This is a genomic window from Pseudofrankia sp. EUN1h, from assembly GCF_001854645.1.
In the GTDB taxonomy this organism is placed as follows: Bacteria; Actinomycetota; Actinomycetes; order Frankiales; family Frankiaceae; genus Pseudofrankia; species Pseudofrankia saprophytica.
The window spans coordinates 70,809-89,309 of record NZ_MBLN01000049.1; the positions used below are offsets into that span (position 1 = coordinate 70,809).

The following is an 18,501-nucleotide window of genomic DNA, read 5'->3' on the forward strand; positions in this document are numbered from 1 at the left end:
CCTCGCCACCCCGCCAGACAGACCGCCCGCGAGCAGCCCGCCCCGCAGGCCGTCCTCGAAACAGACCGGTCACGCAGCCCGACCACCAGAAGATGATCCAGAACCAGAAGATGATCAAGCCGCTCCCCCGGTCGATGCGGATTTCTTGATCACCAAGATCAAGTGCGCCGATGCCTGCTCGTCAACAGTGTTGATTATCTTGTCGGGGGACGCCGCCACGCTTGCCCGGGTCCGGAATCCCGGCGCGGCCACCGGTGACGACCGCACCTCGTTTCGATGTCGCGTCGTTTCGATGTTTCGATCCGCCGTATGCGGCCGGCCTGACACCGGCCGATGTCGCCGACGTACGGGGGGAGGGAAACACCCAGCAGTTACCGACCGTCAATACCGGCGTAACCGAATTCCGGACGGCCGACCGGTGAAGAAACCCACTGACGGCCGGGTTGGCCTCCCCGCGGCGGCTGGGCGGCGACCATCCGGACGCGGCGAATCCGGTCCCCCGGACAGTCACCCGCGGGGCGCACGAGGAAACGTGAGGAAACGCCTGCCCGAGAACTCGAGAATTCTCCCGGACGCCCGGCCGCGCCCGCCTACTCTGATGGAGGTACGGCGAGCCTGGGAGCGGCTCCTCCCGATGGCCGCCCCACCGGCGCCGACAGAGGCTGGCTTCCCGTCGCCGCCCGGCCCCGAACGGACGCTCCGGACGCTCTCGAGGAGTCAGCATGGTCGAACCCGCCACGGACGAGTTCCCCGGCGTCGACGGCCTTGACGGCCTTGACGGCCTTCCCCGGCAGGCCAGGCGGACCCCGCGAAACCCTCAGGAAACCGAGCCCAGAACGGGCCGCGGAATACAGGTATCCCGCCGCCACACGACCCCGGACGCGCATCCCTACGACGAGGTGACCTGGGAGCAGCGGGACGTGGTTCTGACCGGCCGGGACGGCACGGCCTATTTCGTCGAGCGCGGCGTGGAGTTCCCGGACTTCTGGTCCACACACGCCTCCGACATCGCGACCAGCCGGTACTTCCGGGGCGTCCCCGGCACCCCCGGCCGCGAGCGGTCGCTGCGCCAGCTCGTCGACCGGGTGGTCGGCGCTCACACCGCAGCGGGACGGTCCGCCGGCTACTTCGCCTCCGACGAGGACGCGCTGGCGTTCGAGCACGAGCTGACCTGGCTGCTCGTGCACCAGGTCTTCAGCTTCAACAGCCCGGTCTGGTTCAACGTCGGCACGCCGGCTCCCCAGCAGGTGGCGTCCTGCTTCATCCTCTCGGTCGACGACTCCCTCGAATCGATCATGGACTGGTACCGGGCGGAGACGCTGCTGTTCCGCGGCGGCGCCGGGGTCGGAGTGAACGTGTCCCGGCTGCGGTCGTCACGGGAGCTGCTGTCCTCGGGCCGCCCCGCGGCGGGCCCGGTGAGCTTCGTGCGCGGCGCGGACGCCACCGCCGGCGCCATCCGGACCGGCAACGCCACCCGGCCCGCGGCGAAGATGGTCGTCCTGGACGTCGACCATCCCGACATCGTCGACTTCGTCGAGTGCAAGGCCCGCGAGGAGACCAAGATCCGGGTACTTCGGGACGCCGGGTTCGACCTGGGCGTGGGCGGGCGCGACCTGGGCTCGGTCCAGTTCCAGAACGCCAACAACTCCGTGCGGGTCAGCGACGCGTTCATGCGGGCCGTCCTCGACGACGCCCCGTTCGCGTTGCGGGCGCGCCGGGACGGCCGGACCGTCGAGACGGTGCGCGCCCGTGAGCTGTTCCGGGCGATCGCGCGGGCGGCCTGGGAGTGCGCCGACCCAGGGCTGCACTACGCCGACACGATCGACGGCTGGCACACCTGCCCGCAGTCCGGGCCGATCTCGGCGAGCAACTCGTGCAGCGAGTACATGCACCTGGACGACTCGGCCGCCACGCTCGCGTCGCTGAACCTGATGCGCTTCCTGCGAGCCGACGGCGGCTTCGACGTCGACGGGTTCGTCGCCGCCGTCGAGCTCGTCCTGCTGGCGCTGGACATCGCCGTCGGATTCGGCGAGCTCCCGACACCGCGGATCACCCAGGTGACCCGTGACCATCGGCAGGTGGGCGTCGGGTACGCCAACCTCGGCGCGCTGCTGATGGCGATGGGGTACGCCTACGACTCGACGGAGGGCCGGGCAACGGCGGCGGCCGTCACCTCGCTGATGACGGCGGTCGCCTACCGGCGCTCCGCGCAGCTCGCCGCCGCGCTCGGCGCGTACGAGGGCTTCGCCCGCAACGCGGCCGCACACCGCCACGTCGTCGGCCGCCACGCCGAGGCCAGCGCCCAGGCCTGTCCCGCGGGTCCGGCCGACGCCGCGATCCTGGACGTGGCGGCCGCCGAGTGGGAGCGGGCCCGGGCGCTCGGCGCGCGCCACGGCTGGCGCAACGCCCATGTCAGCCTGATCGCGCCCACCGGGACGATCGGCCTGGTCATGGACTGCGACACGATGGGCATCGAACCCGATCTCGCCCTGGTCAAGACCAAGAACAGCGCGACCGGTTCCGTCATGCGCCTCGTGAACCGGACCGTGGCCCGGGCGCTGCGGGCGCTCGGGCACGGCGAGACGGCCGTCGCCGCGATCGTCGCGCACGTCGCCGAGCACGGCCATGTCGCCGGCGCCCCCGGCCTCGCGCCCGAGCACCTGACCGTGTTCGACTGCGCGGTCGGCGCGCGGTCGATCGCACCGTTGGGACATGTGCGGATGATGGCGGCCGTCCAGCCGTTCCTGTCCGGGGCGATCTCGAAGACGGTGAACCTGCCCGCGTCGGCGACGGTGGACGACGTCGAGCGGATCTACCTGGAAGGCTGGCGGCTGGGGCTGAAGGCGCTCGCGGTCTACCGGGACGGCTGCAAGGTCGGCCAGCCCCTGTCCGCCTCGACCTCGACGACGGGCTGACGGCCCGGGGCGCCAGCCCGCGGTGGACGGTCACCGCGCGGGCGCCGCCGCATGCCGGGCGAACTGTCGGTGGCCTGTGGCACATTGCGGACATGCCGGAGCGCCCACCCGTACCGCGCGAGATGGTCAGCCGCCTTGGCGCCCTGCTGACCGGGTTCCCCGACTGCGTCGAGGAGGACGCCTGGACCGGCGTGCGCTGGCGCGTCGGGCAGGCCACGGTGGCACACGTGTTCGGCGGGGAGGACCAGCTCCTCAGGATCGTCTTCCGGGCCGAGCTCGGCGAGGTGATGGCGTTCGAGCGCCTCGGCGCGCCGTACTTCAAGGCGTCGTGGGGCGAGAACGTGGTCGGCCTGCTCCTGGATGACCACACTGACTGGGAAGAGCTGAGCGAGCTCCTCACCGACTCCTACTGCCTCCAGGCACCGTCCCAGCTCGCCGAACGGGTGCCACGCCCGGACCTGACCGGCCAGCTCGACGGCGCCTAGGCTTCGCACTCCGGAGGCCGAATCCCCTCCCCCTGGATAGATCAACTACGTCTGACCAGATCAACTACGTCGCGGCCGGAGCGTCAACACCGTTGACTATCTTGTGAGTCTCCGGCCCAGCGACGGCGCGGCGGCGCTCAGCGGGTGCTCGGGGCGACGACGGTGCTGCCGGCCCGTTTCGCCGACCATGACCGACTCTGGCTGGCCATGCCCTCGGATCGCGCCGGTCTGGATCAGATCTCGGCCGGGAGCGTGGGCATGTTGTTACCGTGCCGGCATGAGGCTTCTGGACGGACGGGCGATGGCGGCCGAGATCGGCCGGGGCGTCGTCGACGAGGTGGCGCACCTGGCCGGGACAGGAGTGACACCGACGCTGGCGGTGGTGGTGCCGGGCGACGACCCGGCGGCCCTGTCCTACGTCCGCGTTCTCGAGCGCACCGCCGGCCGAGTGGGCGTCGCCTTCCAGCGCCACCAGCTGACCGACGATCCGGCGGAGCTGGTCGCGACGCTGGACCGGCTCGCCGCCGACCCGTCCGTGCACGGCATCGTCGCGCAGACGCCGCTGCCGGCCGGGCTGACCGCGGGCGAGGTGGGCGACCGCATCCCACCGGGCAAGGACGTCGACGGGATGAACCCGGTCAGCCTCGGCCGCCTCGCGCTCGGGCTGGCGGCGTTTGCCCCGGCGACGGCCGCGGCGGTGGTCGAGGTGCTGCGCCGAGGCGAGGTGGTGATGGCCGGCGCGCGGGCCTGCGTGATCGGGCGCAGCGCGGTCGTCGGGAAGCCCGCCGCGCTGTTGCTGCTCGCCGAGAACGCCACGGTGACCGTCTGCCACTCGCGGACGACGGAGCTGGCGACGGTCGCGCACGAGGCGGACATCGTGGTCGCCGCCGTCGGCCGGCCGAAGCTGGTCGGCGCGGGTTTCGTCCGCCCGGGCGCCGCGGTCATCGACGTCGGCACGAACGTCACCGACACCGGCCTGGTCGGCGACGTCGACGCGGACGCGATCGCCGGCGTCGCCGGCGTCCTCACCCCTGTTCCGGGCGGTGTCGGACCGGTCACGACGATGATCCTTCTTCGCCACACCGTCCAGGCGGCCCTGCACGCCGCTCGCTGACCGTCCGGCGCACTCCCCCGTCTCCGATCCCCCATCGACCCCGAAGATCATCGTCGTCGACGCGAGGCTGTCAACACCGTGGACAACACCGTTTCATCGTGACGCGATGCCCCGGCCGCCCGCGGTGGTTATGGGCGGTCCCGGCGGCCAGCTCGTGGCGGGAGGCTGTCCCCTAGTCGGCCTGGGTGACCTGGGTGGGGACGGAGCAGGCGCCGTCCTGGACCGGCGGCCCGTCCACGGCGGCCTGCGCGGCGGGCACCGTGGCGCCCGCCGGGTCGGCGAGGGCGAGGTGGACACGGTCGCGGCCGGCGGCCTTGGCGCGGTACAGGGCGGCGTCGGCGCGCCCAAGCGCGGAGGCAAGGCCGGCCCCCGGCTCGCAGGCCGCCGCGCCGACCGAAACGGTGACACCCACCGCCTCCCCGTCACCGTCGTCGCCCACGCCGGGACCGAGAGGGGACGGGGCGTCGAGCGGGCAGCGGACGGCGGCGACCTGGCGGCGGATCCGCTCGGCGACGTCGGCGGCGGTGGGCAGGTCGACGTCCGTGAGCAGCACGACGAACTCCTCGCCGCCGAACCGGCCGACCAGGTCCCACGGCCGGGTCGCCGCCCGCAGCGCGTCGGCCACGGCGACCAGCACCGTGTCACCGAACAGGTGACCGTGGCGGTCGTTGACCCGTTTGAAGTGGTCGATGTCGACGAGCAGCACCGACAGCGGCCGGCCGGCACGCAGGCTCCTGGCAAGCTCGGCCTCGGCGACCTCGCGCCACCACACCGCGTTGGCGAGCCCGGTCTTCGGGTCGGTGCGGGCGGCGGCCAGCAGCTCGTCGGGCGGGAGGCTGCTGGCGAGCAACAGCGCGGGTGGGACCGCGGCGAGCATGAGCAGCGGGTTCGCCGCCCACAGCGCGGCGATCGCCACCCCGGAACACAGCTCGGCGACCGCCATGCCCACGGCGGGCCGGCGCGCACCGGGCCAGTGCCCACCCAGGCCCATCCCGTCGGCGGGTGCCGGCCCGCGCCACCAGCCCAGCCAGGGCGTGCCCGCGCTCCAGGCCTCCCCGCGGAGCCCGTCCCCGGCCGGCACCGGCGCGCCACCCTGGCTGGGGACCCGGCTGGCGGCCAGCTCCCGTCCGCCAGCCGGGCCGGCCGTGGCATCGGTGGTCACGCCGGAGCCCGGGCTGGCCCGTCGGCCGCGCCGGCCCGTCGGCCGCGGCGAGCCGAGCAGGAGGCGGCGCACCAGGGCATAGCCGAGTGCGGCGGCGGCCACCGCCGCGAGCCGTCCCGGCGAGCCGACGAAGCTGTGCGCCGTGTAGGGCTCGCCCGCGGGCACCAGCAGGCCGTGCAGCCAGGACGCAGCCGCCCCGGCCACCCCGAGCGCCACCGCCACGCGGACCCGCCGGTGCCCGTGGCGCGCCGGCCCCGGCGCCGCCGTCGGCGGGGGCACGGCCCGCTCCCCCACGCGCCGGGCCGCGGCCCGGCCGGGCCGGCCGGTCGCGAGCAGGCAGAGCGGCAGATGCGTGACCAGGGCGTAGACCGGCGGGAGCAGGAGGGCGACCGGCAGGGTCCAGATCTCCAGCAGGTCGTCGCGAAAGCGCACGCCAGGACGGCGCGAGGCCGTCAGCGCTAGCGCTGCGAGCGCGAGCAGCGTCCCGAAGGTGAGCACGTCCACCAGCCGGAACAGCGGATCGATCAGCCAGCTCGCGGCCAGTCCCAGCCAGACCGCCCCCAGCGCCGCCGTCCGCCAGCCCGGCCACGCCGCTCTCGGGCCGCGGCGCGGCCGCCGGGGCGGCGGCACCAGACCAGGCGAGGCCGCGGCGGGTGCCGTCAGCGGCCGACGGCCAGTCGGCGCGGCGGCCGGCGGGCCTGGCTCCCGCCAGCCGTCGACGCCGGTCGGCAGCCAGCGCGCGGATGCGCCGACGACGGCGGCGGCCGGCGGGCGCGGCCGCTTGCCAGGTGGGCGGGAGACGCCCGGCGCGCCGGGCAGGCCCTGCCCGGGGGGCGCGTCCGTCGCGCCGGCGGGCGCCGGGATCGTCGGCAGCCCGGTCGGCGGCGTGTCGACGACCCAGCCGCCGTCCGCCAGGACGTCGAGGACCGGGACGGGCGGGCGTGCCCGCCGCGGCGGGCGCGGGGGGCCCGCCGGTCGTGTCATCATGGCGTTGTCCGGACCGATGGCCGTGTCGAGCCGTAAGGGCGCGGGCTCACTCGTCCGCCGCCACGAGTCCGGCCAGCACGCGCGCAGCGCGGCGCCCACCCGGTCGCGGCGTCGGCCCGGGACGACGTTCTCCACGGCGCTGCCCCGTCCGCGGCGCTCGCCGTGGGACGCGGCGGCTTCGGTCGCTGTGGCCATGGGGCATCGGCCTTCCTCGTCCAAGGTCCAGGCGGGAATCGCCGGTCTAGGGCCCCCCTGGGGTATAGCTACTCCCTGTGCTCTGCTGAGAACAAAGAGTACGAAGGTCGGGCGGGCATCGGCAACTACTTCGCCGATGTCGGTCATCTGTCGCCTTAGGTAACCACCGTCTCCGATCTATATACACACAGCAACATAGTGACCACCTCGCCTCGGCGCTGACCTGCGCGAACGCCCACTCCCCACCCCGTACCCCCCGGCTCCCGCGGCACCGACCCGGCCCGCGGGAGCACTGTGGCCTCCCCCCCAGAAGGTCACGGCACGTCCACACCGCGCCCCACCGGCCGGCCGCGGGACCGCGCGCCATGGCACCTCCGGGCGGATCGGCCCAGCTAGCCCCCGCTGGCTCGGCGCCAGCCCGGGCTACCCGGCGCGTACCGGGATCACGCGGTCGGGCTCCCGTGGCGGGTTCCGGCGACGTCGTCGGCCGACCGACGGTGGTGGTGGCCGGTGGTCATCCCGAGGTACGGGCGACGGCCTCGACCATGGCGGACGTCACCGTGGCGACATCCGCGGTCGAGGTGATGAAGGGCGGCATGGTGTAGACGAGGCGGCCGAAGGGGCGGATCCAGACGCCCAGATCGACCAGCAGGGGCTGGATGACGGCCATGTCGACCGGCTCGCGGGTCTCGATGACACCGACGGCGCCCAGGGTGCGGACCTCCGCCACGCCTGGCAGGTCGGCGGCCGGCGCGAGGCCGGCGGCGAGCTCGGCCTCGATGCGCCGCACGGTCTCGCGCCACGGGGACGACAGCAGCAGGCCGAGGTTGGCGTTCGCGACCGCCGCGGCCAGCGGGTTCGCCATGAACGTCGGGCCGTGCATGAACGCGCCCGCCGGCGGCGCGCACACCCCGTCGGCGACCTCCTCGGTGCACAGCGTCGCCGCCATCGTCAGGTAGCCACCGGTCAGCGCCTTGCCGACGCACATGATGTCCGGGCTGATCCCGGCATGGTCGCAGCCGAACAGCTCTCCCGTCCGGCCGAACCCGGTGGCGATCTCGTCGGCGACGAGCAGCACGCCGTGCTCGTCGCACAGCTCGCGGACCCGGGCGAGCCAGCCGGGGGCGTAGGCACGCATCGCGCCCGTGCCCTGCAGCACCGGCTCGAGGATCACGGCGGCGACCTCGTGGGCGTGGGCCGCGAGCAGGGCCGCGAACGGCTCGGCGTCGGCGTCCTCGAACGGCTCGGCGAACCCGCGCGCCGGCGGCGGGGCGAACAGGTGCCGCGGGAGCAGCCCGGCGAACAGGTGGTGCATGCCGGTGTCCGGGTCACAGACGGCCATCGCGCCGGAGGTGTCGCCGTGGTAGCCGCGCCGGATCGTCAGCAGCCTGGTCCGCTCCGGCCGGCCCCGCCCGGCCTGGTACTGCAGCGCCATCTTGATGGCGACCTCGACGGAGACGGACCCCGAGTCGCACAGGAACACCCGGCGCAACGGCTTCGGGGTGATCGCCACCAGGGTCTCGGCGAGGGCCACCGCCGGCTCGTGGGTGAGCCCGCCGAACATGACGTGCGCCATCGTGTCGATCTGGGCGTGCGCCGCGGCGTCGAGGACAGGGTGACGGTAGCCGTGGATCGCCGCCCACCACGACGACATCCCGTCGACGAGCTCACGCCCGTCGGTGAGCGTGAGCCGCACGCCCGCGGCGGACGCGACCGGGAACAGCGGCCCGCGGGCATCCGGCCCGACCGCGGCGTACGGGTGCCACACCACGGCCCGGTCCCGCTCGACCAGCCGCCGCGCCGCGCCGGCCCCGGCGCCGCCGCTGGTCGTTCCGTCCCGGCCGCCCATCAACGGCTCGCTCAGCAGGTCCACATCCMCACTCTGCCCGACCTGCCCCGGCCTGGCGCCCGCCGTCCGCCCCGTGCGCGCCGCGTCACGCCCCCGCGCCGCGCGGTGCCCGCCGCAGCAGGACGAGGACGGTGAGAGCCAGCAGGCCCACGACGGCGACGAAGATCAGTCCCGCGGTCCGCAGCGTGGTCAGCGTCGCGAGCACGCCGATACCGACGACCGGCACCGACAGAGCGATGTAGGCGACGACGAAGAACGCCGACGAGGTCTGCGCCCTGGCCGCCGGGGCGGCGGCGGCCAGCAGCGCGCCGAGGCCGGCGGCGAAGCTCAACCCCTGCCCGACGCCCGCGGTCACCCCGCCGACGACCAGCAGCGCGAGCGAGCCGAACACCAGCGCCAGCGCGACCAACCCCACCCCGACGACCAGCACGACGCAGCCGAGCGGCAGGCCCAGGACTGGCCCGGTCCGGCGGGCGACGAGCTGGCCGGCCGCCGACGCCCCGAACACCGCGCCGACCACCAGCCCGGTGACCAGCGGGTTGTGCACGCCCAGCTCCTCGCCGAGGAACGCCGGGCAGACGGCGGTGAACATGCCGAGCACCGCGAACCCGGCGAACCCGGCCAGCGCGGCCCGCACGAACACCGGCCGCGCCGCCGCCGCGACCCGCGGCCGGGCCACCAGCCGCCCGCTCGCCCGCGCCGCCGCCCGCGCGGCCGGCGTCACCGTCTCCGGCAGCAGCAGCACCCCGAGCGCCGCCAGGACGAGCAGCGCGAGGTCGACGACGAACGTCAGCCGCAGCGGGTGCTCACCGAACCGGGCGACCAGGCCGGCCACCACCGGCCCGCAGCCCAGACCACCGATGTTCGCGACCGTGGCGACCAGCGCGGCGCGCCCGGCCCTCCCCGGCGCGGCGAGGTCGACGATGGTGGCGGTCGCGGTGCCGGTGAAGATCCCGGCGGACAGGCCGGACAGCAGCCGGCCGGCGAGCAGCTCCGGCAGCCCGCCCGCGAGCAGGAACACCACCGCGCTCGCCGCCGAGGCCACCAGGCCCGGCAGCAGCACCGCGCGGCGCCCGACCCGGTCGGACAGCCGGCCGAACAGCAACAGCGCCGCGATCACCCCTATCGCGTAGGTGGCGAAGATGACCGTCACCATCAGCTGCGAGAAGCCGAACTCGGCCCGGTAGGCGGGGTACAGCGGCGTCGGCAGCGTGGTGCCCGCCATCGTCACCACGAACGCGTAGGCCGCCACGGCGAGCCCGGCCGCCCGGCCCAGTGCCACCCGCCGGTCTCCACCGCCGACCGCCCGCCAGGCGGACGCCCGCCCGTCGGTCAGCACGGACGGGGACGGGGACGGCACATTGCTGGCGGCGCGCACCTCACGGACAATGCCCGCTCACCGCTCCCCCGTTCCCCGCCCACGCCGTGACGACCACCACCATGGAACCGGCGAGCCCAGGCGCTGACCGGCCGCGGCCGCCCTGCGCCCAGGTCCCTCCCGGACCGGGGCCGATCCCCGGCACCGGACGGCGGGACGTGTCGGGACGTTGTGACGCGCCCCCGTGGCGCCGGGGTGAACGGCGCCCGGCAGGATGTCGGGCGTGGTCATCCCCATCCACGACATCAACCCGCTCAGCCGCCGGCCTGTCATCACCTGGCTGCTCATCGCGGTCAACGTGCTGGTCTTCGTGCTGCTCACCCCCGTCGCCACCGCGGTGATGGGGCTGCACCGGGACGGGCAGGCCGCCAGCGTCTGCGAGCAGCGCCGGTTCTTCGAGGAGTGGGGGGCCATCCCGAAGGAGCTGCTGGGCGGCAGGCAGCTGCCGGCGGCCGACACCGGTGACCTGCAGCTGCGGCCCGACGGGACCACCGGCTGCCAGATCGCCAGCCCACCGCCGTTCCACAAGAACCCGGTGCTGTCCGTGCTGACGTCGATGTTCCTGCACGGAAGCTGGCTGCACCTGCTTGGCAACATGCTGTTCCTCGGGGTGTTCGGCAACAACATCGAGGACCGGATGGGCAGGCTTACCTACCTGCTCTTCTACCTGGCCTGCGGGTTTGTCGCCGCCTACGGCTTCTCCCTCGCCCAACCCGACTCGCAGAACACGCTTATCGGCGCTTCCGGCGCTATCGCCGGCGTGCTCGGCGCCTACCTGGTGCTGTTCCCCCAGGCCCGGGTGATCGGCCTGATACCGGTCCTGTTCTTCATCCCGTTCTGGCTACCGGCCTGGATCGTGCTCGGGTTCTGGTTCGTACTTCAGTACCTGTACTTCACCGGAATCGGCGTCTCCTCCGGCGGCGGGGTCGCCTACGGCGCGCACGTGGTCGGCTTCGTGTTCGGCGCGCTGGCCGTGCTGCCGTTCGTCCGCCGGCTGCGCGCCGCCGGGCCACACCCCCGCCGGCACGCGCCGCGCGCCCGCTGGGTTCGCGACACCGGCTGGTGACCCCCAGGCCGGCCCTGTCCGGCCCGCCGCGGTGTGAGGGGGCTCGCCGGTAATCCGATGGCTTCCGCGCCGCCGGTCAGGCAGGGTGGGACCGGCCAGGGGACCACGCGACGGGCGGCGCATGCCCGTCGGTCCGCGCCCCGGCAGCCGGGCGTGCGCCGCGGGGTCAGCCGCGGGCGGTCGCCGGCAGCTGTTGGCGGTGTTGGCGGCTCGGGAGTCCTCTGTTGGCCAGTGTMTACCGGCAGGCGTTCGCGACCCCGGGCGCCGCCCGCTTCGTGCCCGCCGCGTTCGTCGGCCGGCTGCCGATCTCCATGGTCGGGATCGGGATCGTCCTCTACGTCCAGCATGTGACCGGCTCCTACGGCGTCGGCGGCACGGTCGTCGCCGCCGGCACGATCGGCGAGGCGGTGCTCGCCGCCCGGCTCGGGCGCGCGCTCGACCGGTTCGGCCAGGCCCGGGTGCTGCTGTGGTGCCTGGCCGGCCATCTGGTGGGCCTGGTCGGTCTGCTCCTCAGCGTCGGCCTCGGCGCGCCCCGCCCGCTCTGGTACGTCGCCGGGGCGCTGACCGGCGGCCTGTTCCCGCCGCTGGGCGCCTGCGTGCGGACCCGCTGGAGCCACCGGCTGGGCGGCTCGCGGTTGCTGGGGACCGCGTTCGCGCTGGAGGCCGCGCTCGACGAGGTGATCTTCATCTGTGGGCCGGTGCTCGTCACCTGGCTGGTGACCGGGGTGACGCCGGCGTCGGGGCTTGCCGTCTCCGGCGTGCTGGTGACGGTCGGGACGCTGGCGCTGGCCGCGCAGCGCGGCAGCGATCCCGGGCCACGGCCGAGCGCGGCCGGCCTGCCCAGGCCGCGGGTGTTCCGCGACCCCGCGGTGCGGGCGCTGCTCCTCGTCACCTTCTCCGTCGGGGTGTCCTTCGGCGGGGTCGACCTCTCCTCGGTCGCGTACGGCCGGGCGGCCGGGCTCGGTGCCCTGTCCGGTTTCACCCTCGCGCTGTTCGCGTTCGGCTCGGGCCTGAGCTCGCTGCTGTACGGGGCCCGGGCGAGCGCGAGTGGCCCGACCCGGCGCTTCCTGGTCGCCGCCGCGCTGATGTCGGTGGCGATGTGGCTGCCGCTCGCCGCGCCGAACCCGGCGGTGCTGCTGCCGTTGCTGGTGCTCGCCGGCGCCACCGCCTCGCCGACGCTGATCAGCGCCAACGCGCTGATGGAGCGGCTCATGCCGCCGGAGGCGCGGACCGAGGGCTTCGCCTGGCTGCAGGTCGCGCTGGTGGCCGGCATCTCCGCCGGGGCGCCCCTGGCCGGCGCCCTCATCGACCGGCACGGCCCGAGAGCCGGGTTCGCCGTCGTCGCCGGCGCGGGCGTGATGATCGGCCTGGCGGTGCTGAGCGCCCGCCGGGCCCTGCCGGGCAGCGCGGTGACGCCGTCCGCCGGCCCGCCGAGCACCGCGGCGGGACTGGCGCCGGCCGGGGAGACCGTCGAGGAGCCGGGCGGCCCGCCCGCCACCGAGGCGGCCGCGGCCGACCGGGGGTAACGGGTGCCGGCCAGGCTCGCCGGCAGGTCGCCCAGAAGATACACATAGGACATGCACCAACCCTGGCATCGCGGTGCGCGAGCGGCGGTTCTCCACTGCCGGTATGCGACGGGAGGCCAAGAGCCAGCGAATCGGCGAGGACGTCGCACAGTGCCGTCGAATAATCACCCGGGACGAATTACCTGACCTCACGGGCCCTTGCGTGCCAGTAGGCATCCCTGCTGGCGGCCCGGTCGGTCCAGGTCAGTGAACTCCCGCGTTATACTCTCGCTGCATCACGTGACACAGCGCGTGACACAGAGAGTCTTCAACGACAGCGGGTCTGGCGGGGTCAACGGTGTCAGAGGTATCAGCGGACATTCCCGCATCGGCGAGTGCCCGGAGCAAAGCCGCGGACTTTCCCGCGGGTCTGACCGGGGCACCGGCGGTGGCCACCGGCGAGCCCGCACCGCCTCCCGGCCGCACGATCCGTATTTTCCTGCTCGACGACCATGAGGTCGTCCGGCGCGGCCTGCGGGACCTGCTGTCCGAGGAGCCGGACATCGAGATCGTCGGCGAGGCCGGCCGCGCCGACGAGGCCCTTGAGCAGATCATGGCGCTTCGTCCGGACGTCGCCGTCCTCGACGCCCGGCTGCAGGACGGCAGCGGCATCGAGGTCTGCCGCCAGGTCCGCTCCAACGACTCCACCATCGCCTGCCTGATCCTGACGTCGTTCGACGACGAGGACGCCCTGTTCACCGCGATCATGGCCGGCGCCGCCGGGTACGTGCTCAAGCAGATCCGCGGCGCGGCGCTCGTCGACGCCGTCCGCCGCGTCGCCGCCGGCCAGTCGCTGCTCGACCCCGAGGTCACCCCCCGGGTCCTCTACCGGCTGCGGCAGGGCCCGGCCGAGGACGAACGCCTCGCGGGCCTCACCGACCAGGAACGGCGCATTCTCGCCCTCATCGCCGAGGGACTCACCAACCGTCAGATCGCCAACCGCATGTACCTCGCGGAGAAGACGGTCAAGAACTACGTCTCGAGCATGCTGTCCAAGCTCGGCCTCGAGAGCCGCACCCAGGCCGCCGTCTTCGCCACCAAGCTGGGAACGTAGGGCACTCGGGACACAGGCCGGCCGTCCCGCGCGGGCGCTACGGGCGGGGAAGGCTCGGCGGGGTGGGGGCGGCGGCCCAGTCGGGCGGTGACTCCCGGCCCAGCGTGGGGACCTGCCAGCGGACCCGGGTCCCGACACCACCCAGACCAGGGCCGAAGTCCAGGTGACCGCCCAGGTCCATGGCCCGGCGGCGCAGGTTCGCCAGGCCGCTGGTGACGGTCGCGCCGCCAGGCCCGACGCCGTCGTCCTGGACCTCGACCACCACGAGGTCGTCGCCGGCCCGGACCAGCACCCGCACCCGGGTCGCCCGCGAGTGCCGGGCGATGTTCGACAGCGCCTCGCGCAACGCCGCGAGCAGATGCGGATGGATCACGACCGGCACCCGCTCGACCGGCCCCTCGACCCGCACCGCCGGGCGCAGCCCGAGCGAGTGCTCGGCCTGGCCGACGATCCGGTCGATCTCGGCCCGCAGGTGGGCGCCGTCCGGGGTCGGCGAGGTCAGCGAGAAGATCGTGTGCCGCAGCTCCGAGATGGTCTGGTCGAGCTCGGCGACCGCGCCGGCGACCCGGGCGGCGACCGGCGGCGGCACCGAGCGCGCTAGCCCCTGCAGCGACAGGCCGGTGGCGAACAGCCGCTGGATGACGACGTCGTGCAGGTCGCGGGCGATGCGGTCGCGGTCCTCGAAGACGGCCAGGCGCTCCCGGTCACGCTGCAGCCGGGTCAGCTCCAGGGTGAGCGCCGCCTGCCCGGCGAAGGCGGTCGCCATCTCCAGGTCCAGCGCGCTGAACGGCGCGACGCCGCCCACCCGGCCCAGCGGCGCACCCACCGAGGCCGACACCCCGGGGGCCGCGCCCGCCGACGCCTGGACGCCGAGCAGCAGGCCGCCGACCGGCCGGCCCGCCGCGGCCATCGGTACCACCATCACGCACGACAGCGCGAGCCCGTCGGCCGCGTCCCCGAGCAGGTCACCAAGGTCGTCGGCGCACACGACCTGGGCGTGACCGGCCCGCATCGCCTCGACCAGCTGGCTGCGGTCCATCGGCAGCGACCGGCCGCGCAGCGCCTGCGCCCCCGGCCCGTCGGCGTTCGTCACCACGAACCCGGTCCTGGCGTCCGGCAGCACGATCGCCGCCAGACACGCCGAGGTGACCTGGCGGGCGCGGCGGGCGACCAGGTCGAGCGCGGCCCACGGCTCGTCGACCGACACCAGCGCCGCGGAGATCTCACCGCTGGCCGTGTGCCAGGCCTGCTGGCGGCGGGCCTCGTCGCGCAGCCGGGCGTTCTCGACCGCGATCCCGACCGCCGCCGCCAGCGCCGTCACCAGCTCCTCGTCCGCCCGCGTGAACGAGCCGCCGCCGCGCTTGCCACCGAGGAAGAAACCGCCGAACGCGACCCCGCGCACGGCGATCTGCACGCCCAGGAACGTGTCGAACGCCGGATCGTCCGTCGCGAGCCCCATCGCCTCGGGCCTGCGGGCGACATCGTCGACCCGCAGCGTCCAGGTCTCCCGCAGCGCCTTGCCGAGCAGCTCGTGCCCGGCCGGCAGGCAGCCGATGCTGGCCGCGTCCTGCGACTCGACGCCCGCCTGCACGAGGTCGGTGATCCGCCCGTCAGCCCCGAGGACGCCGATCGCGCCGTACTCGGCGTCGGCGAGCCGGCAGGCGGCCTCGACGGCGCGGCGCAGCGTCGCCGGCAGGCTCGGCTCCTGGGCGGCGGCGACGACCACGTCGACCAGGCCCCGCATCCGCCCCTGCCCGGCGAGCGCGTCGTCGACCCGGTCGCCGAGCCGGGACAGCATCCGCTCTATCCGCTCCTCGAGCGGGGCGCCCGGCTCGGCGTGGACCGCCTGGCCGGTCCGCGGCGGCGGGGCGGCGGCCTCACCGACGCCCGGCGAGGTGGCGGGGACGGCCGGGCCGGGGGGCGACGCGGCGTCGCGCGCCGCGGCCTCAGGCCTGTCCTGGGTGGGCAGCGACGACCGCGCCGCGCCGAGCGGCCGCGTCGCGGCGGACGACGCCGACGGTGGAACCCGCGCATGGCCGGCCTCACTGGTCACCGCCAGCACCTCCTACCGCCTCGCCGGCCCGCGCCCGTGCCGGCGAACCGCTTTCGCGGTGACGACGATCAGCCGCCCCGAGCTGCACAATACGACGCCCGCCCGGGTCGAAAGTCCCGCCCACCACGACAGACCGCTACCAACGCGTTCCCTAGGGCCGCGATGCCACTTCTGACCTACCCGAAAGGGGCAAAGCGTGGCGGAAAGGTGACGAACAGCCGGCACGACAGTGATCTGCCCGGTTCCGCCGGTCCGGACGGCGCAACAGGGTCGTCAGCGCGGAGCAGGGTCGTCAGCATCGTTGACTATCTTGCGGGGCGCGGTCCAGATCGGCGACGGCGGGCGGCCGGGGCGGATACCATCGGCGCATGGCAGTCGTCCTCCTGCTGCACAGCGACCGCGTCACCGATCTGGGTCGGCTGGCGAGCGGCATGTGTACCGAGGCGGCCGTCCCCGCCCGCTGACCTCCGGTCGGCTTCCGGACAGCCGACGGCGTCCGCCTGGAGGGGCGAGCCGCGCACCGACGACCCGGCCGTCCGCCGCCGGCAGCCGGGTGAACGGCTCACGCACCGCGCGCCCCCGCGCCCTGCCGGCCTTCGGCCTCGCCTCAGCCCGTGCCGCGAGCGCCGGTGAGAGCCATCGGAGCATCGCCGCCGCGGTGCGACCGGACCCGGCCCGGACGGGAGCGCACGCCTCGCGATCTTCCAGCGGCACGCCGCGCGCCATTTCCCATCTTCCCGATCGGAAATAGCTGACAACCGGGAGTGCCCGCCAGGGCCCGGACGCGCCGACGCCGCCGGCGCGTCGCTCCCGGCGCCGGCCCAGGTGGCTCGCCGCCAGCCGTTCCCGCCGCCCACCCGACTCTCCTGACCCACGCGCGCGTCGCGCGCGCCGCACCCGCTGGAGTCTCACGTGCCACTCGTCCATCCCGCGATCCTCGGCCTGACGACGGCGTCCGCGACCCGCGAGACCGACCATCCCTGGCAGACCGGGCCCGCGCCGGCCACCGCCCGACCACGACGGGACTGGACGGCGCCCGGCGATCCGTCCGCGGACCTGCTACCGGCCGGTCTCCTGCCGGCGGGCCTCGGCGCCGCCGTGCTGCGCGACGACGACACGCCGCTCGGCCACGCCGCGCTGGGTGACCTCGCCGGGCGCCTCGCCGCCGCGAGCTGGCTGTGGCGGCCGATCGTGCGCCACGACCCTCAGCGGCGCTGGTACACCCGGCTGCTGCTGACCGGCGCCGTCGAGGTGTGGCTGATCGGGTGGGCACCCGGCCAGCACACCGCCGTGCACGACCACGGCGGTGCGCTGGGCGCGCTCGCGGTTGCCGACGGCGCCGTCGAGGAGGACATCCACGACCTGCGCCGGGAGTCCTGGCACCGGCGCGAGACCCACCGCTACACCCGCGGCCAGGTCGTCAGGTTCGGCGCCGACCACGTCCACCAGATCGTCAACCGCGGCGACGTCGCGGCCACCACCGTGCACGCCTACTCCCCACCGGAGCTTCCGCTGCGCTACGAGCCCGCCGGCTCCACCCGGATCCCGACCTCCGCCCTGCTCCAGCCGGCCGTGGCGGCCGTCGCCGCGGCGGCGGTGGCCCCGTGACCGCCGCCGCGGCCGGCCACGGCACCGGCCACGGCAGCCGGGTCGACGCCATGCTGGCCCGCGCCCGCGCGCAGCTGCGCCGGCTCGACCCGCCCGCCGCCGCGGCGGCCGTCGCCGACGGGGCGCTGCTCGTCGACATCCGTCCCGCCGCGCAGCGCGCCGCCGAGGGCGAGATCCCCGCCGCCCTCGTCATCGAGCGCAACGTGCTCGAATGGCGGCTCGACCCGACGAGCGACGCCCGGCTGCCCGTCGCCACCGGAGACGACCTGCGCGTGATCGTGATCTGCTCGGAGGGCTACACCTCGAGCCTGGCCGCGGCCTCGCTGCGGGAGCTGGGCCTGCACCGCGCCACCGACGTCGTCGGCGGCTACCACGCCTGGGCCGCCGCCGGCCTGCCCACCGTCGCGCCGGCCGAGCCCGGCTGACCGACCGGCCCGCCGGCCGGCTCGACGCCGGTCACGGCGAGCCGCACGCCACCGGCGAACCGCGCCGCCCACCGACGCCCGGACAGCGGCTGGACACCGTCCGGCGGCCGCCTCGCCCTGCCTCGTCCGTACTCTGGCCGCCTCGGCGACCGGCTCCGGACACGTCCCCGAAACGAGCCTGCTAGCGGGCCTGGCCCGCAGTACGGCACCGGATGCCATTATCCGGAATGGGGGGTGATTTCAAGGGGGCTCGGACCGCTGTGGTACTACGCACACTTCGATGCGGCGGGCGGCCTCCGCCGGGCCGGTGACCGCGCGCACCGAGCACGAAACACGGCGGCGCTCGCCCGCCGAACATCCCCCGCGGCCGGCCCGCGCTCCGGGTACCACCCCGCGCACCGACGCCTCGGCCGTGCGCGGTCGCCGCGCCGAAGTGCCTGCACAGCAGGGGTTTCAGCACCCGAGACGGAGTCGGTGCAGCGGCCGGGCGAGGGGGTCTGACCCTCGTTCGCCGGGGGACCACCCGTCCATCCGGAGGGGTGCGATCCGGGCCCGCAAGGCCCGACAGACGAACATCAAGAGGCCTCTCGGGTATTCGGACGTCCGCGTTCCGGAACCCTTGCTATCCGGTCGAGAGACGTCTAC

General features: G+C 74.9%; 11 protein-coding genes and 1 pseudogene. 8 read left to right on the forward strand and 4 right to left on the reverse strand.

Annotated elements, in window-relative coordinates; translation table 11 throughout:
• Window positions 1-722: 722 nt before the first annotated feature.
• The 3 genes and pseudogenes from BCD49_RS15165 to BCD49_RS15175 all read left to right on the forward strand — a co-directional run.
• Window positions 723-2,891 (forward strand): annotated as a pseudogene (locus BCD49_RS15165) (vitamin B12-dependent ribonucleotide reductase); the annotation flags it as partial.
• 116 nt (window positions 2,892-3,007) lie between these two features.
• Window positions 3,008-3,400, forward strand: a complete 393-nt coding sequence (locus BCD49_RS15170) for an MmcQ/YjbR family DNA-binding protein (protein ID WP_035924907.1) — start codon at window positions 3,008-3,010, stop codon at window positions 3,398-3,400.
• Window positions 3,401-3,677: 277 nt separating this feature from the next.
• Complete coding sequence (locus BCD49_RS15175) at window positions 3,678-4,514, forward strand: bifunctional 5,10-methylenetetrahydrofolate dehydrogenase/5,10-methenyltetrahydrofolate cyclohydrolase (RefSeq protein ID WP_027140722.1); 837 nt, start codon at window positions 3,678-3,680, stop codon at window positions 4,512-4,514.
• 172 nt (window positions 4,515-4,686) lie between these two features.
• On the opposite strand, the gene BCD49_RS44100 is transcribed toward BCD49_RS15175, so the two are convergent.
• The 3 genes from BCD49_RS44100 to BCD49_RS15190 form a co-directional block, all read right to left on the reverse strand.
• Window positions 4,687-6,858 carry a sensor domain-containing diguanylate cyclase gene (locus tag BCD49_RS44100; protein WP_071041605.1) on the reverse strand — a complete coding sequence of 724 codons (2,172 nt, stop codon included), beginning with the start codon at window positions 6,856-6,858 and terminating at the stop codon, window positions 4,687-4,689.
• Between the two features lie 514 nt (window positions 6,859-7,372).
• The gene (locus BCD49_RS15185; protein WP_051466954.1) at window positions 7,373-8,707 is read right to left on the reverse strand and encodes an adenosylmethionine--8-amino-7-oxononanoate transaminase; all 1,335 of its coding nucleotides are present in this window, start codon (window positions 8,705-8,707) and stop codon (window positions 7,373-7,375) included.
• An 85-nt stretch (window positions 8,708-8,792) separates the two neighbouring features.
• A complete protein-coding gene (locus tag BCD49_RS15190) occupies window positions 8,793-10,085 on the reverse strand; it encodes an MFS transporter (RefSeq protein WP_241832332.1) in 1,293 nt (430 codons plus the stop codon).
• 223 nt (window positions 10,086-10,308) lie between these two features.
• On the opposite strand from BCD49_RS15190, the gene BCD49_RS15195 reads away from it, so the two are divergent.
• From BCD49_RS15195 to BCD49_RS15205, 3 genes are all read left to right on the forward strand, one after another.
• Entirely contained in the window at window positions 10,309-11,151 is an 843-nt protein-coding gene (locus tag BCD49_RS15195) for a rhomboid family intramembrane serine protease (protein WP_007520346.1), read from the forward strand.
• 224 nt (window positions 11,152-11,375) lie between these two features.
• Window positions 11,376-12,677 carry an MFS transporter gene (locus BCD49_RS15200; protein ID WP_007520347.1) on the forward strand — a complete coding sequence of 434 codons (1,302 nt, stop codon included), beginning with the start codon at window positions 11,376-11,378 and terminating at the stop codon, window positions 12,675-12,677.
• Between the two features lie 427 nt (window positions 12,678-13,104).
• Window positions 13,105-13,770 carry a response regulator gene (locus BCD49_RS15205; RefSeq protein WP_051466299.1) on the forward strand — a complete coding sequence of 222 codons (666 nt, stop codon included), beginning with the start codon at window positions 13,105-13,107 and terminating at the stop codon, window positions 13,768-13,770.
• A 37-nt stretch (window positions 13,771-13,807) separates the two neighbouring features.
• Here BCD49_RS15205 and BCD49_RS15210 read toward each other — a convergent pair whose 3' ends face one another.
• Window positions 13,808-15,823 (reverse strand): GAF domain-containing sensor histidine kinase, encoded by a 2,016-nt coding sequence (locus BCD49_RS15210; protein WP_027140719.1) that lies wholly within the window; start codon window positions 15,821-15,823, stop codon window positions 13,808-13,810.
• Window positions 15,824-16,735: 912 nt separating this feature from the next.
• On the opposite strand from BCD49_RS15210, the gene BCD49_RS15215 reads away from it, so the two are divergent.
• A complete protein-coding gene (locus BCD49_RS15215; RefSeq protein WP_007520034.1) occupies window positions 16,736-17,431 on the forward strand; it encodes a cysteine dioxygenase in 696 nt (231 codons plus the stop codon).
• A gap of 50 nt (window positions 17,432-17,481) precedes the next feature.
• Window positions 17,482-17,856 (forward strand): rhodanese-like domain-containing protein, encoded by a 375-nt coding sequence (locus BCD49_RS15220; protein ID WP_027140718.1) that lies wholly within the window; start codon window positions 17,482-17,484, stop codon window positions 17,854-17,856.
• Window positions 17,857-18,501: the final 645 nt, after the last annotated feature.